At 23.5% G+C, this 16,748-nt stretch carries 12 protein-coding genes; 2 read left to right on the top strand and 10 right to left on the bottom strand.

The features are described from left to right. Positions 1–1,275: an Mbov_0400 family ICE element protein gene (locus AC0B4K_RS02950; RefSeq protein ID WP_465103393.1), complete on the bottom strand. Its 1,275-nt coding sequence runs from the start codon at positions 1,273–1,275 to the stop codon at positions 1–3. A 211-nt stretch (positions 1,276–1,486) separates the two neighbouring features. Between AC0B4K_RS02950 and AC0B4K_RS02945 the strand changes: the two genes are divergently transcribed. Continuing rightward, entirely contained in the window at positions 1,487–3,292 is a 1,806-nt protein-coding gene (locus tag AC0B4K_RS02945; RefSeq protein ID WP_465103392.1) for an HsdM family class I SAM-dependent methyltransferase, read from the top strand. 3 nt (positions 3,293–3,295) lie between these two features. Next, positions 3,296–3,817, top strand: a complete 522-nt coding sequence (locus AC0B4K_RS02940; RefSeq protein ID WP_465103391.1) for a restriction endonuclease subunit S — start codon at positions 3,296–3,298, stop codon at positions 3,815–3,817. Between the two features lie 244 nt (positions 3,818–4,061). Here the strand turns inward: AC0B4K_RS02940 and AC0B4K_RS02935 are convergent, their stop codons facing one another. The 9 genes from AC0B4K_RS02935 to AC0B4K_RS02895 all read right to left on the bottom strand — a co-directional run bounded on the left by AC0B4K_RS02935 (position 4,062) and on the right by AC0B4K_RS02895 (position 16,746). Beyond that, positions 4,062–8,735: an Mbov_0399 family ICE element protein gene (locus AC0B4K_RS02935; protein WP_465103390.1), complete on the bottom strand. Its 4,674-nt coding sequence runs from the start codon at positions 8,733–8,735 to the stop codon at positions 4,062–4,064. After that, a complete protein-coding gene (locus tag AC0B4K_RS02930) occupies positions 8,713–9,324 on the bottom strand; it encodes an Mbov_0398 family ICE element protein (protein ID WP_465103389.1) in 612 nt (203 codons plus the stop codon). The genes AC0B4K_RS02935 and AC0B4K_RS02930 overlap by 23 nt, the downstream gene beginning before the upstream one ends. Next, the gene (locus AC0B4K_RS02925; RefSeq protein WP_465103388.1) at positions 9,324–12,080 is read right to left on the bottom strand and encodes an Mbov_0397 family ICE element conjugal transfer ATPase; all 2,757 of its coding nucleotides are present in this window, start codon (positions 12,078–12,080) and stop codon (positions 9,324–9,326) included. Before AC0B4K_RS02925 ends, AC0B4K_RS02930 begins: the two co-directional genes overlap by 1 nt. A gap of 1 nt (position 12,081) precedes the next feature. After that, positions 12,082–13,422 (bottom strand): Mbov_0396 family ICE element transmembrane protein, encoded by a 1,341-nt coding sequence (locus AC0B4K_RS02920; RefSeq protein ID WP_465103387.1) that lies wholly within the window; start codon positions 13,420–13,422, stop codon positions 12,082–12,084. A gap of 3 nt (positions 13,423–13,425) precedes the next feature. After that, positions 13,426–13,800 (bottom strand): Mbov_0395 family pilin-like conjugal transfer protein, encoded by a 375-nt coding sequence (locus AC0B4K_RS02915; RefSeq protein ID WP_465103386.1) that lies wholly within the window; start codon positions 13,798–13,800, stop codon positions 13,426–13,428. 49 nt (positions 13,801–13,849) lie between these two features. After that, positions 13,850–15,604, bottom strand: coding sequence for a CDS14 family ICE transfer lipoprotein (locus tag AC0B4K_RS02910; protein WP_465103735.1), 1,755 nt, complete (start codon positions 15,602–15,604; stop codon positions 13,850–13,852). Between the two features lie 257 nt (positions 15,605–15,861). Next, on the bottom strand, positions 15,862–16,089 hold the full coding sequence (locus tag AC0B4K_RS02905; RefSeq protein ID WP_465103384.1) for a hypothetical protein: 228 nt from the start codon (positions 16,087–16,089) through the stop codon (positions 15,862–15,864). A gap of 9 nt (positions 16,090–16,098) precedes the next feature. Continuing rightward, the gene (locus AC0B4K_RS02900; protein WP_465103383.1) at positions 16,099–16,461 is read right to left on the bottom strand and encodes a hypothetical protein; all 363 of its coding nucleotides are present in this window, start codon (positions 16,459–16,461) and stop codon (positions 16,099–16,101) included. Positions 16,462–16,485: 24 nt separating this feature from the next. Continuing rightward, positions 16,486–16,746 (bottom strand): hypothetical protein, encoded by a 261-nt coding sequence (locus tag AC0B4K_RS02895; protein ID WP_465102040.1) that lies wholly within the window; start codon positions 16,744–16,746, stop codon positions 16,486–16,488. Positions 16,747–16,748: the final 2 nt, after the last annotated feature.

Below are 16,748 nucleotides of genomic sequence, written 5' to 3'. Positions count from 1 at the left end.
CTACCTTGTAAAGGATTTCACTTTTTCTCGCTGATACTCCAAAATATCTTCATATCATTCTTCGAAAACTTTTTTAAATTTTTCTATTTTATTTACATTCTTAGAATTTCTAATAGATAAAATTTCATGAGCTAAATCTTCATCTTTTTTTTCTTTAAGAACCCATTTTTCTTTTAAAGCTGAATCTAATTTTTCTTTTGTGCTATAAATATTTTTAGCTTCTAATTCGTTTTTAGCTTCTGATTGAATCGCTTCTATAAAGCTAATATTTAAATCATTTTTTATATTTTTATTAACTTTATTTACTATTTTTTCAATATCTTCTTGAGCAAAGCTATTTGATGATAAATATATAGTTTTATTTTTACTAAAATTATTAAAATCTTCTTCACTAATTTTAAGAATTGAAGTTGTATCAATAAATTTTTGAACTTGATTATCATCTTTATTCATCGTAACTAAAATATGATTATCATTCAATTCTCATGTTTGACCTCAATAATCCATTTTATCACGCATTGATAAATAATATTTTTCATCATCTGAATCACATAAAATTAAAGCTTCATGTTCCATTTTTTCTTCAAACTCATTAAATATAATAGAATTTTCTTTCAATTCCTCTCTTAAGTAATATACATAATACTTAAATTCCTCCCTTACAGCATTTTTTATATTTTTAACTTCATCTTTAAAATCTTCATCAGTATTCCTATTTTGAATAACGTCATCTATAAATTCTTTATATTTTTTAGATTCTGATGGAGATAATGTCATTTTTTGAAAATCATAATCTAATAGTTTTTTTTCTGAATATATCATATAAGACTTAAATACTTTATCCTCATCTTCAAAAACTAAACTAACAGAAACTTTAGGAGGTTCTTGAGATAAATTTTCATATAATCCATTATAAATTTTTGTTATATCTTCATGACTTAGATCATCGCTATCTAAATAAATTACATCATTTTTATTAAAGACTTTTTCAAAATCATCTTTACTGATTTTAAATATTTGTGTTAAATCTACATAGCTATCTTTGCTTGGTAAACCTTTTTTTCGTTTTGTAATTAATATTTCATCATTAATTGGTTTTTTTAATCTTCCTTTTTGATCATAAACACTTCTTGATTTTACATAGTATAAATTATCAAAATAATCACTAAAAACTATCACTGGATGATATTTTATTTCTTTTTCAAACCTATCAAAAATAATTGATTTTTCAGTTTTAATCATTTTTCTTTTTAAGTCATCTCTATCTCAAACCATATCACTCCTTAATTATAAATTTTTATTTATAATTAAATTATAAAGTTTTTGTAGAATATTAAAAGAAATTAATTATGTTTTTTATACAATTGCTTTATAATTCTAATGTAACATCTTGAGTGCGTGCTCATTATGCGTATATGTATGTGTGCCCCCGCACACGCACACACTAAAAAATGTTTATTTAACTATAGATTGGATTAAGGAATTAATGATGAAAAGATATGATTTAATAGAAAATTTAGGTAGAAGATATCTTAAAAGTAACATTGAAAACGACGAATGGTCTTATAAAAGAGATAATGATTTAATCACGACGGAACAAGTTAATAATTTTTTAAATGGAATTAACGGAACAGAGCATTTTAAATTAGATTTAAGATTTGAGTATGAAAATTTAAGTATTTTAATAGAAACAAAAAAGAATTCTTCGACAAGAAACAAAAATAAACGACAATTAGAAATTTATTTTGAATTAGAAAAAATAATAAGACCAAGAAATCACATAATAGCAGTTTTAATTGATTTAGATGAACCGAATTTTAATGAAAGCATTAAGTATAATGCTAATAACAAAACTAAAGAAGAGTGAAATGGTTTTAAACCAAATAAAAAAATATTTGAATATTTAGATGAATTTAGTAATAAAAAAAATGATAAAAAAGAAGTTATTAAAAATACTCTTCAACTAAATGAATTATTGCATAAGCGAGATATAAAGGAAAGTATAAGGGCACAATTTGTAGGTTCTTGTTTAGTTGCTTTAAATAAAGAAGGTTTTGATTTAGAGACCGAATTAAAAAGGGCAAACAAAACAACATCGTTTTTATTAGACGAAATTGCTAAAATCATTTCTTCTAAAATTGATAGAAATGTAGAAAAAGAAAAGAAAATAAACCTTCTCACTGATGTATTAAAAGAACAAGACTTGCAAAGCTTGGAATTCCAATATCTAGAAGAAATTTTAAAATTAATAAATTTTAAAATTATCCCTTTTATAAATGATAAAACAAATCAAGGTGAAGATTTGTTAAATCTTTTTTTTACAACATTTAATAAATATGTTCAAAAAGAGGATAAAAATCAAGCTTTTACTCCTTCTCACATAACAGATTTTATGTCAGAAGCAATCGGGATCAACGGTGATAGTGTAGTCTTGGACCCTACATGCGGCTCTGGATCATTTTTAATACAGGCCATGATGAAAATGTTAAAAAACGAAGAGGATCCTATAAAAAGAGAGGATATCAAGCAAAAGCAAATATTTGGAATCGAAATTGAAGAGAAAGCATTTGCTTTAGCAGCAACTAATATGTTAATTCATAAGGATGGAAAATCAAACATAATTTTAGGAAGTATGTTTGATGATAGAATTATTGATAAAATAAAAGATAAAAAAATTACTCATATTCTTATGAACCCTCCATTTAATGCTAAAAGAATGCCTAAATCAGCACCAATTAAAAAAAATACTGGTATGGATGTTACAAAAGGGTTATTTTTTGTTTATTCAATAGCAAGTAAAATAAAAACAAAAGGGGCTTTGTTGGCTACAATATTGCCTTTATCCGTCGCGATAGGGAATGATGAAAAAATCAAAAAATATAAACAATTGATGTTAGAAGAACATAGTTTAAAAGCGGTGTTCAGCATGCCTAACGATATTTTTCACCCTGGTGCTTCAGCTTCAACATGTATTATGATTTTTGAATTAAATATAAAACATAACCCAAAAATTCCGACTTTTTTTGGTTACTATAAGGATGATGGTTTTTCTAAGAAAAAAAATATGGGTAGAATTGAAAAAGAGGAATGGAATAACACCAAAAATAGATGATTAAGTGCTTACAAAGAAAATAAAGAAATCGATGGATTTAGTGTTTTGAAAAATGTAGATTATAAAAATGAATGATTAGCTGAGACATATATGAAAACTGATTTTTCATTATTGCGAGACGAAGATTTTATAAAAACCATAAAAGATTTTATTTCATTTAAAGTTAAGGAAGGAATATAAAATATGCACATAAATTATGCTAAATGAAAAGAGTTTTTAATAAAAGATTTATTTCAAGTACAAAAATCTAAAAATTATACTCAAGAAGATATTGAAAATAGCATAGGCGGTCAAATCCCATATATAACAAGAACAGAGAATAATAATGGAGTAAAAACATTTATAAATAATGATGATGAATTATTTAATTTAGAAAAAGGTAATTGCATAACTATTGGTGGAGAAAGTGCGTTAGCATTTTATCAACCAATCGATTTTGTTAGTGGAAATAATATTTCTAAAATTTATTTAAAAAATAAAATTTTAACTGAAAATATTGCTCTATTTATTTGTACTTTATTAAATAAAGAAAGGTATAGATATAGTTACGGAAGAGCCTTTAACATTAAGAACATAAATAAAACAAGATTGTTGCTACCAACAAAAGAAGATGGTAATCCTGATTGAGATTCTATAGAGTCATACATGAATAATCTTAAAGACCAGGAAAAAACAAAAATTCATTCAATGTTGGAAAAAATGTAAATAAATTACCATAAAAACATTTGAAAGATATTTTTTCTAGATATAAAATAAAGTATGACAATAAATTTTTATAAAAAATAACAATCGTAAATTTAAAAAGTGATTGTTATTTTTTATATTAAATTTTTCAAATTAAAATATCTAATGCTCTATTTATAAAATATATTATTTAATAAGTTATTATCAATTGATAAAAATGGAAAAACTTATATAGAATATAGCTACGATTTTATTTCAATGTAAATTATTTAACCCTTTGTTTATTCATAAATTTAGGAAGTTTTACACCTAATTTTCAACCTCATTTTTTAGCTAAAATTTTAGCTACAAAAATTAATGAAATCAAAGATGCTATAATTCCTAAACCTAAAAAACTATATCCTACTATTCTTTTTGTTTGTTTAACTTTTTCTTCATCAGCTTTGTTTGTCACGGGCTTATTACTTTTGTTATTTTCTATATCTTTTTGAATTGTTTTTTCTATATCTTCTTCATTAACTTTTGGATTGTCATTAATATTAGTTATTGTTTCTGGATTTCTTTCGATTGGTAATCCTGATTCATTAATTTCTAGATCTTTATTAATGTTAGTTATTGTTTTTGGTTTTTTATCGATTGGCAATCCTGATTCATTAAACTCATTACTTTTTGACCTTGAATAGTAATTAGCTATACCACCATATCCATAATTAAATGATTTTTGTTTGATCGGTAAGATTATAAAACTCTTATAAAAAACTACGTTTTCTAAAAGTTTATCATTTAGACTTTCTAAAATAGTTTCTTTATGTTTATTTAACTTATTTATTTCTTCTATTTTAGTTGGTATAAATGGTATTAATAAAGATTTCTCCTTATCAATAAATTTGTTGTTTTCTATTCATTCTTTTGCTTCTTTTATTTTTAATTTGAGTGATTCACTTTTAAGTTCCGTGTTTTCGAAATCAATTAATAAATCTAATCAATAAATAAAGCTATTATTTCCAAATATTAAGTAATCTTGATATTCTCTTAAGTTAATCTCATTCGCTGTTTCATTAATGAATTTAATTGCTTTGTCTTTAACATCAAAAAGCCTATCTTCATTTAAAGATTTTTGTTTACTTAGTAATAAGCTTGTTAAATCATTTAAATTAACAATATCATTCTTTCCTACATTTCTAAACACAATCTCTTTATTATTTAAAATATTGGCATTTTTACCAATTAAATTTAAATAAACATCACTATTATTATTTTTCAATTTAGCTATGACAGTATCTAAATTGCTTATTTCTATATCTTTATTTAAATTGATTTTTATCGGAGATTTAACATTATATTCTTTTAAATAATCTACTATTACTTTAATAATAGCTTCTTTTATTTTAGTTTCATAAACTCTGTCTACTAATTCTTCATCAACTCCAGCATCAATTTCAAGTTCTTTTCTAACTTCTTTTTTGGCCACATTGATAACGTTATTGAAATTAAGCCCATTAAATATGTCTTTAATATCTATTGGAGGATAAATAATTTGATTTGCATGATTATCATACTCAAATCTTAAATTAGAATTTCTATATTTACCTATTCCTCTAATATTAATATTTTTTGTTAAATAGTCTTCTTGACCTTCTTGTTCAATTTCGACCTTTCCGGCCTCTTCTATAAATAATTCAGTACTTCTTGAACTTGTAAATTCTTCTATATAATAATCCTTATCATAAATAAGTGGTTTCATTTTGTTTGAATTAGTATATTTATCAATTTCTTTAATAACAAAGGATTTTACTTTTTCTATAATTAAATCTTTTTGTTCTTTAACTAAACCATTTAATGATAGCTTTTTTCAATTACTTGTATTTCCAAAAATATTATGGCTTAAAGCTTCGTTATAATCCTTTATAGCATATAAATTACTATTAATAAATTCTAAATAATATTTCCTAATATCATCATAATTTAAATTAGTTGCTGTTTCTCTAAATAATCCTTTATTATCAATGAGATATGTTAAAAATGAATTTGCTAATAAATTATTTTTAATATCTCAAAAATTAAAAATAAAATCAGATAAATCGACTTTTGAGTCAAGACCTTGAAAATTAATTTTAATATTTCTGTTTTTAATTTCCTCTAAGAAATAACTATTTGGTTTGTTGTCTTTATCCACTAGTATAAGTTGTATGTTGCTTATATTACTTTCGGAGTTCGCTATAATAACATATATCCCTTCATTAGACATATAAGAAGCCTGGCTTTGGCCTTTTAATGCATCTATCTCATTAATTTCAGGTACTTCAAGATTATTATATGTTTCACCTTCTTTTGATAATAATTTAATAACAAAATAATTTTCAACTTTATCATAATTATTAGCGAATAAATTCCTTAAAGCTCCTTTACCTAAAACACTAGCTTCTGCTATAACTCCATATTTAAAATTAATATCTAATTTAGGATATAGAAAATGCATTCTTTCTAATACTGTATCTGAAAAAAGAGAATTATCAATATAAACAATTTCTTTTTTTGTTCCAGTATTTGCATCAATATAAGGATCATATTTTGGATTTGGAATAGGATTACCATCTTTATCTTTAATAGCCCCAATTTCATTATAAAGATATTTACTGATTAAATCTTTATGATCTTTATTATTTTCAGGATCTCATGCATAAAATTTAATTTTTTGATTTAAATCAAAAGAATTAATTACTAGCACGATTTTATATGTATTTTCTATAATGGTGTTGTTTGAACCTTTTTGATATTTTACAACTTCAATGAGATATTCATTTTTCTTGTGTGAGTTTTCGTCATTCACATCATTTTCATCATTTTCATCAAATTTAATTCTCTGATTATCATTTATATCACTTCTATTATCTAGCATATTGTAACTAAAACGTCTATTTAAAACATCAACACGTCTTTTATTTACAAATACAATTTCTGTTTCTTCTAAATCCGCTTCATATTTCAAAGTAACCGGAGCATTTACAGAAAATTTACCTCCATAGTTTTTAGTATGATCAGCATTCTCTATTCTTACTAATTTGTCCAAAACTAATTGATTATGACTATTTCTTTCGTTTTTTAAATTTAATAAATTAAAATTCTTATTAATTACATAACTTGTATTAAATTGTAATTTTTGAGAAATATTTAAACTACCACTAGTTCTTTTAAATAAATCAGAACTCTCTGTTTTTATTTTAACGTCACTATTTAATAAAACTCCTGAATCACTAAAATAACTTTGTAGCATTGAAAGCATTATAAAAGGTATATTTTTTGAATAGTTTGTATTATCAAAAAAAGTAAATTTATTCCTATTTAAATCACTAATTACATTATTTGTAAGTCTAGTTTTATAACTAATTCCATTGTACTTAATATCATTAATTCTTACGCTTAAATTAATATTTTTTTTATTGTTTAAAACAATATTATAAACATATTCAAAACTAATTTCTAACCCTTTATAATTTAATTTAAAATTTTTATTTTGTATTAGTTCATCTAATTTTTCTTTGTTAGTTTTGCTGCCCACGAATATTGTTTTATCAATATTATCATCTAGATTTGAATCTTTACCCGAATCCGAAACTAAAATAATATCATTGTTAGAGTTTATTCAACTTTTAAATATCCTATAATCATGATCAACATTATTAAAATTAGCTAATACATATATTAAAAATTTAAATTGTTCCTTAGGTATTCCATAAATTTTATTAAATGAAATATTTGTAGTAGTGTTTTCTGTAATATTAATTGTTTGTCATCTTTTGTCATGTGTATTAAAGTTAAAAGAATTAGTATCTTCATTTTGATCTATTATTTCTAAATAATTTATATTAAAGTTCACAGTTTTTTCAACATCACTAAAACTAAAATTTTGGTTTAAATAATTATTAGCTTGAGAATTAAAATATAATAAGTTTTTATGATAAACAACACCGTTATTATATTTAATCATTTCATTTTGAGTTTGGTTTGATAAGGTAGAACCAAAAAATAAATCTCTATTTAAATGATTATTTGCTAAATATATTTTATTATTTGTTTTATCAACATAAAAGTTTTGTGCAACTTCTCTTTCTGTTCAATAAACATTTTCAACTCTTCCTGCAACTGGGTAATAAGAGTTTGAACTAATTCTTCTTGTTCCTATAACTCCATTTGGAGCTTCTTTGTATTTTCAATTATTGATATTTGCAAAATGCTCTAAGGTTCTTATATTAGTATTTTTTGATAATACATAATTCTCAAATTCTCTTAAATTAAATGTATATCTTGTTTCATATCAAGTACTGTTATAACTTCGTTCAATTGGTCTTACACTTTGAATAAAGCTACTAAATTGTGTTTTAACTTGATTATTACTATTTGTAAACCTACTTAAATCATATTCTTTATATCTGTCCTTGAAATAATAATAATTACTTGCTGGCGAATAATAATGGTGTGGTTTTGTTCAAATTCGAGAATAATTTATTAAACCATTTTTAGATATATCGCTTCCGTTAATTCTTTTATTTGTAGATTTGTTTGATAAATTAAAAAATCTTACATCATCTAATGAAGTATGATTTATATAGCCTTGCTTATATCCTTGTGGTCAAAAAACACCTGGATTTGATGAACTAAAAGCAATAGAATTACTATAATTTTTAGTGTAATTTAAGTTATCTAAAAAGTTTAAACTTTGACCAGCATTTACTATATTATTAAATTGCTTTATATTGCCATTACTATCAAATAAGTTATAATAGCTTATTTTTCAAGTATTTCAATTATTCTCGATATGTTTGTTAGAATTTTTTTGTTTATTTACAGTTACATTTGAAACAGATAAAAAAGGTAAAGATAAAATAGAGACATTACTTGCCCCTATTAGTATATTTTTAAATATTTTTCTCTTTTTCATCCTCTACCTCACTATAAATATCATCAATTATATTTTCATCATTTTCAAATTCTGTTTGATGATATCTTCCAAATGTTTCTTGGTATTTTTTATTTGCTTTTGCAATTTTTTTCATTAAAGCTTCATTATCTTTTTCTAATAAGTCTTTAATATCTTTGAAATATTTGTTCTCTTTTAATAAACTTCCTGAAATTTCTACTAAATCTTTCTCAACATCAAATTCACGAGCGACTAAATTTATTAGTAGATCTAATTTTTTATTAATAATATTTTGTTCTAATTTAATATCTAAAATAGTATTATCTATATCTTGCTTAAAAGGTGCCATTGAAGCAAATATTGCTTTTCTTAAATAATAAAATAAATCATCTTTTGTTTTTCGAAAGGCATCTTTTTTAGAAGTATTATTAACTTCTTTCATAATGATATTTCTTATTTCACCATAAGCAGTTTTTTTGTTATTTTCCATTTCCAATTTTCATTGTAAATACTTAGTAATATCATTACTATCTGTTATACGAGTTTGTATTACTAAACCTTCATTTAAAGCTTTATCTGAAATTTTTTCTAATTTTGTTTTTCTTGCCATTAATATCCCTTCTTAAAAAATAATTCTTTTTCATATTCTGAGTAGTAAAGCCTTAATTTTAGTCTTGTATTATTATCTACACTTAATAAAACTTTTCCTTTTTGTTTTTGAGCTAAATACATTATTTCATTTTTTAATAATTGAGATGAATTTTTATATAAAAGTTGTACTGCTTCAATATCAGCATCTTTTAAACCAAAAAATACAGAATAATTACAATTTTGAATAATTCTTGAAGCACTTTCAACTACTAATGGGCTTGTTTTATAATCACTAGGATTTTGTGTTGTGTGTATTGTAGAACCATCAAATTTCCTAATTGTTTTAGTAATTTGAGTAATGTAATCCAGAGTTGTTTGGTTATTTGCATCAATATAAATATGTTCTTCATCAATAGTTAAAATAGTTCTAGTAATCAATTTATCTATTTCTTCAGCTGATAAGAGTTTTAAATTATTTTCAGTCATATATTTCAATTTATTTTTTTCATTTTGAACAAAATTATCATAAATAATTTCATTACATATATTTAGAACAATTAAAATACCTAATCTTGCTGAAATTGTGTCACTTGTATCAACAAGGTTTTTCATATTAAAGACAATTAAATCATTTTCAAGTTTTAAATTAGTTATTCCATTAAATAAATTTTGATATCTCCCGTTATCTTCGAAGTTAAACATAAATAATTCAACAAATCTATTTAAAAGTTCTTCTTTTCTTTTTACATCATATAAGGCTTTACAATTATATTTCTTCATATATGTTATAAAATCTGAGATTGTTTTTCATTCTTCATCCTTAATTTCTTTGATGTTTTTAAGATTATAAATACCATTTTCTTCATAAAAATCTTTTAAAAGTTTTTGTAAAAAGCTTCATTCAATTTGCGGTAAATTTCACATAATATTAAAAAACTTTTCTAAGAATGATAAATGAGCATTTATTAATAATTTAATATCTATATTTTCAACATCATCTTTAATAGCATTTCTTATTTGTAAAATATTAAAAGTTGTATTTATACCTGAACCCATATCAACAATTGAACCTTTAAATTTTGATGCAAAAGATGAATATTCGTCTTGCGGATCAATAATAATTGCTTTATTATTAATTGCTAAGTTTGAAGCAATAATTTTTTGAACTAATGTTGATTTACCCATTCCACTTGTCCCTAAAATTATCATATTATGATTAGATCTATTTAAATGTTTTAAATCAAATATATCTAAGCTAATAGGATTTAAATTTTCTGTAATTCCTAACAATAAATTTTTATTATCATTCAACGTTTCTGTTATGAATGGATAACCACCAGCTAAATTTAACGAACTCATTTGATAAGCTTCTTTATCTAATTTATAATTTATACTTAATGAACTATCTACAAAAGCTTCAAATTGCTGGAATGTTAAATTATTAAGTAATATTCTATTTTTTCTTAAAATTTGTTCATTTTGTTCTTCTATTTCTTTTAATTCTTGTAAAGTATTAGCTTCATTTATAATTAAGAAATTTACATCTAAAAGTGAGTATTCATCTAAATTTATTTGATTAATTAATTCTAAAACTGCTGCATCATCTTTTTGGTGTCTAGCAATTTGTGTGATTTTTTCATCTGTAATTAAATCATTATCAATATTCATTTTAGCTTTATCTAATAATTTATTTGTTTTATCAAAATCTGTATATGGATAATTATTTCAAATAACTTTTGATTTTGTATTTAAAATATCATTTATTCACCCATTTTCTAATGTTGTAGGCAACTTGCTAATTGCTTTAATAGACATAAATTTATCGTTAATTTTTATGTATTTCTTATTAAAAATTACTTCATTATAGTTAAATAATTCATCTAAGAAATCTACATTTTCTTCAATAAAAAATTTATCTTTGTTTTCTTCAAAATATTTTTCGATATCTTTATCAGTTACCCCAAAACTTCTATATTTGTTTAAAAATTTTAATAAATCAACACCTTCAACTTTTTCTAAACCTATTTTTGAAGCATTAAAATAATTGAAAATGCCTTCTGCCTCAGTTGCTAATAATTCAAAATTAGGTGCATTAATAATTAAATAATAATTATTAACTTCAGAGTTTGCTTTAATATTTTCAAAATCATTAATATTGTTATTAATGTATTCTTTATATTCTTCTTTTATGTTTTTGGTTTTTATGAAATTTATATTTTGATTGAAGTTAATATCTTCATTTAAACAAACAAAACTAAATTTGTTCTTAAACATATCTAAACTTCTCGCTAAATTCTCCACATAAGCACTTTGTGTTTCTGGATCTTCAGATCAAATATTATTTCCGTGAATTTTAAAAACAACAAACATATTGTCATTTATATTAGTTTTAGCAATTAAAGAATCTCCCAAAACTCTTTTGTTTAAAACAACATCTATCCCATATAATCTAGAAAACGGATTAAGTTCATTTGTTTTTCTATCTCTTTTTCTTTTTGAATATTTTTTAGGTGATAACCAAAAAATAAATCCTCTTCATAAAATGTTATAAACTTTTGCATTGTTTTTTGAGGAAGGTAAAATTAAAATACCAAATAATATTACAAATATTAAAAATGTTAATCATTTAGCTCATTCAATCCTTAAATCTAAAAATATTAAATTAGCTAATCCCATTGAAATTGTAACTACTATAAAAAATTCTAATGCATTTTGTACAGTTAATCACTTTGTTAATCTTGTTTTACGTCCTTTTAATCTTTTAGGTTGTAACATATTATTTTTTACCTCCTGTAAACATTCCTTTTACTACGTTAGAACCAATATTTTTGAAATCTACTCATCTATGTTTACCATTAATTAATCTTTCAGCTTTAGCAAGAGTTTTTGTATTATTGCCTCCAGCTGCTAGCATATTTCTTCCTTGGGCTCTTAAAGCTGCTTTTGCTTCATTTGCTTTTATCTTACCTTCTTTATATCCTTGACTAGCTCCCTGTGCTTTATTTGAAATATTTCTAAGTCCTTGTTTAAAATTCTGTGCATTAAATGTTCTGGTGTTTAATTCTGTTCCTATATATTTAATAACCATACTTGAAATTGTTTTATATGCATAAACAGCACCTGTCATAAAAATTGTTTTGATAAAAACTCCTGCAAGTTGAGTAAAATTGTTGGTATTGATTAAAATAATATTACTATCATCTCTTTTAAAATTAGATAAAAATGTATTACCAGCACCAATAAATATAAACATTAATCTAAGACCAATTAGATAAACACTTAAACTCAAAAGTGAACCTAAATATTCATCTTTTCATATAGCAATTTTCTTTCCACCATCACTCATTGATCAAGGAACAATAAATGGAAAGAAAATAAATAAGACCATCATTTGAAATAATTTTGTAATTACATCAAAAATTACACTAATCATTATTTTTGCTATCATAACAATTAATGCTGCTCCCAAAATGCCACTTACTAATAAACCAATTAAGCCAACTGAATCAAAATAATTACTATAAACATTTCAACTAAAATAAGCACCCAAAGAAGAATAGTCAGCATTACCAATAGCTTTTGCTATTTCACCTTTATTAAAATTATCATTTGCTAAGAAAGCTTGTAAAAAATTATTTACAAACATTCCACTATAATCTTGCGATCCCAATAATAGACCTGTAATTCTTAATATAACAAAATTCAAAGCAAATATTGCTCCTTGTATTACAAACAAAAGACCTATTCCTTTTAATGCTGTAATTAAAGCGGCTTTCATGATGTTGTGACCTTTTTCTGCTCCAGATAGTGTAAATCTTAATATAGTTAAAATCAACATAATCATTCAAATTACTAATGATACAATTAAGAATTGATACCACACAGAACCAATATTTATTAATCGCTCTCCGATAACCTCATTATTAATAATTGAACCAAATAATAAATAATTTGGGAATTCATAACTAAATAAATATATCATCTTAATTATTAAAGATACAACCATTAAACATAAAAGTAATATCGAAATAATTATTGCATAAAGTAAATACCCAACTGAAACCTTAGCTAATAAATTAGTTAAAGGTTCAAAAATAATTTCTAATATTGATAACATTTTTTAAGCTACCATAAAATTATTTTTTAATACAATGATTGAATTATTTAGTAATTGATTAGACACATAAGGATTTACGTTTTGTCTTGCTGAAGCAACGCTGCTAACTACTACTGCTGCAATTCCTCAGAAAAATAAAATCAAAACAACTGCTCCTATCGCTCAAAAAATCTTTAAGTTATTTGCTTTCTTTTTTTGTGGATCTGTTGTTTGCGAATTTTGCACAAAAGCTAAAATAATAGCCCCTAAACATCATAAAACCGCAACACCTAACAAAGCCCCACCTACTATATTCATTATTTTTCATACTTCGCTAGCTGTATTATTAAAACTTTGCTCTGCATTTGTTAATTTATCATTAAATAAAATATTTATCATATCTACCTCCAAATTTTTAAATTAAAAAGATAATTACTTTTTCAAGCAACTATCTATAAATATTTTTTATTTTTTCAAAAATTGTATTTACTTTATTTTTAGCAATTAAAGAATCTTGTGTTTTTAAATTAAATTTATAATCAAAAGTGTCGATTCTTGCTATCTTATTTCTGTTTTTTACTCTTGGACTATGTTCAAAAATATAGTTTAAGTAAAAAAATGCATAGTCATAAACTGCTTTTCTTACGCTATCACTAGCATCACTTAAAACTAGCAGCACTTCATTAAGTTCTGTGTTTTCACTTAATCCAGTAAGGGTATAAAATGGCATTATTGTATTTAAAAGTTCATTGTAAACAAATCTGTATGTATACATAAAATCATCTGTTCTAGAATATCCAAATAAATCAGCTATAACATAATTTTTGTCTTTATCCTTTATGATTTGTGATTCATTTAAAGCAAATGTATCTAATCCAACGAAATCTAAAATAGCCTTCCCATATTCTTTTAAAACTATTTTAAAACTTTCATATTTATTTAAATTTTCATTTTCTAAAGTTAAATCACCTTTTGAAATAGCATATAAATACTCGCTAATACTTTTATCGCTAGGTAAAATTTCATTCATTTCCATTAATGCTAATTGAAATTTTAAAACCTTTAAATAAACCTGTCTTTCTCTTTCTTCTACAAAGTAATTTTTAGCAGCACTATATAAAGCTAAATCCAAGACATTCGGCGATCCATAATTAGCTGTTTCTGGCATTTTTTGACCATCAAGTGGATTATAAATATAACCATAATATTTTTCATCATAAGCATTAGCCACTCAATTTCTATATCTATTTTTTATTTTGAAATTTGTTGAAAATGAATATGGTAAAACTCCCATTTGAAAATCCTTATTATTTCATATATTATTATCATAATTAGTGCTTATTACATTATCAAACCATAGTTTATGAACTTGTGCTCTATTTCTATCTTTATCTTTCGAATGAACACTTGTCATTGTATCATTAGCTTCTCTATAAGGACTTGCTTTAAAAAATCTAACATATTTATTTTTATAATGCTCTTTTTCTTTTTCAGGATATTTATAAAAATACTCTTCATTTTCATTTTGATATCCAATTTCAGAAAAATATTTATGATCTGAACTTTCTAAGAATTCAATCATTTTTTGCGCAAATTGTTTATTCATAGATTTGTTATTAAGTTTATTATCACCTTCTAAAAACCTTCTTATCATACTGAAAAATTCGCCAAGTACTAAATATTCAATACTAAACTCATTTTTCATTCATTCTTGATATTCAGGATCATTTCTTTTAGTTTCATACTCAGCATCACGTTTTTCTATTTCTGCTTTGAATTTATCCCTTTGTGCTTTTGTCATTCACCAATCACTAACAAGATTCTTTTCTCTGCCTAATGTTTTAGCGTCTAATGATGAAATAAATGGCTTGGTAATTAATTCTTTTCATTTATCAGTGTAATAATAATCAACATCATAATCTTTTTCATTTAAAACAACATCTTTAAAATAGTATTTATGATTTGGTTTTAAAAAATAATTAGTGTCATTTTCTTTAAAATATAATCTACCTTCAGCTAAAAGTTGCTTATCAACTTCTGGATCATTTTCAGAATCTTTTTCATATCCGCCATGACTTGGTTGGCCTCCGCCTCTTAAATCTCTATAACTTGGAACTTGAATGCAAGAATTAACTAAAAATAAACTACTTATACTAGAAAGAGTAAATGAATAACTTAATATTTTTTTAACTTTTCTGCTCATCTTTACCTCTTATAATTTATTATTTATAAATAAATTATATCATAATTTATAGTTTTTGCTTTCGATTCAGTTTTCAAAGAACAATAATAATAACTCATTTTAATGTTACAAATGTAATAATGCCAATTGTTGCATATTTTTTTGCTTTTAAACTTCAACTTATCTCCGTTGTATTGATAGCAAAAAGATAAAATGCCAAAAATATTGATATCACTACAGCTATACCAGTTAAAATTGTTAAAAACTTTTTACTCATTTTAAAATGGCCTTTTTGACCTATTATCTTTCTGGCTCTTTTGGTATGCATAAGTTTCGTTAGTTACAAAATTCCTTTTTGCTGTCGAAACTTTTAAGACTTCAATTTTAAATTCATTAAAATCTAGCATTTTAGAAGCTTCAAAAAAAGTTTTGTAGAATCCAATTATTTTCCGCATACCGTTATCAAATACCTGAACACACATAAAATTTTCTTTTAACTGTGTCATAAAAACCTCCTACATATTTAATAATGATGATCCAATAAAGGTTGTTTCATATTCATTAGTTTTAGCATCTTTTCTAACACCTATCTCTCCTATAATTCTTACTTCTTTATCTTGTAATTCATCAAAATTCTTAAATATTTCACTATCAAAAAAAGTAATTCTATAAAAACTATTTTTTACCTTTAGATTAATTACAAAAAATTCTTGATAACTTTCTTTGAATTTGTCAAAGTATTTCCCTTTAAATGTAGAGCTAACTTTACCAATAAACAAAAAATTAGCTTTATGTTTTTCTGTATTTTGTTCTTGTATATTATCGTCAAACAATTTTTTTAATACTTGTTCTTGCAAATTATAATTATCATTATTCATTATCTAGCTCCTTTTCATATCTTCTTATTTGTTAGTCATTTTTATTCTTTGACTAACTCCATATACAAATTCATAATTTATATTTTTAATTTTTTGAGCATCATTAAAAACTTTTTTAACTTCTTTTGAATTTATACTTATACTTCCTGATGATTTTTTAGCATTAAATTTCTTTCTAATTAATTCATATCCTAAATTTCTTCAATGCTGTTTAACTTTTTGATAATTTTCTTTATTAATATCAAAATAATTAATCCATATATATTCTTCTTTTGATTTCTTCAATT

This window comes from Mycoplasma sp. 11548 (genome assembly GCF_055523555.1).
The sequence above is the reverse complement of the archived record's forward strand: the minus strand, read 5'-3'. Positions and strand labels throughout refer to the sequence as shown.